Annotated in this window: 1 protein-coding gene; it reads right to left on the reverse strand. The window is 75.1% G+C overall.

Annotation, left to right across the window (positions count from 1 at the left end; all coding sequences use genetic code 11):
• Positions 1–336 (reverse strand): hypothetical protein (locus tag AC1DYK_RS35840; protein WP_478170592.1); only part of this gene is annotated, 336 nt, incomplete at its 3' end.
• Between the last annotated feature and the right edge of the window lie 102 nt (positions 337–438).

Here is a 438-nt window from a genome sequence, read left to right on the forward strand (position 1 = left end):
CAACGGGTGGGAGAACCGGAACCCCTTGTTCTCGTCGCGGGGTGTACGCCGACGCAGCCGCGGCCGCCACCGACCGCGCGGCGCGTCGTCCGCCTCACCGGAATCACCATCGTCGGAGCCGGCCCCGGTACCGTCACCCTCCACGCCCTCGTCCGCATCCGCACCGGCCCCCTCCGCAGCACCCTCCACCGGCGGCCGCGGTGGCCTCAGCAGCTCGGCGATCTCCACCCCGCCCACGAACCCCGGCACCTCCACGCCGTCGCCGAACGGCCCGGACTCGATGCGCCACCAGTCGGGTTCGCTCCCGGACGCGCCCAGTTCGTCCGTCCCCGCCATGTGCGGCGGCGACGGCACCCGTTGGGCCGGCACATCGCCCGCCGAAATCCCCGAGGCCCCCGAGATCTCCGAGGCCCGAGAGGTCCCCGTCGCCCCCTCCGA

The organism is Variovorax sp. P2_H12 (assembly GCF_056403395.1).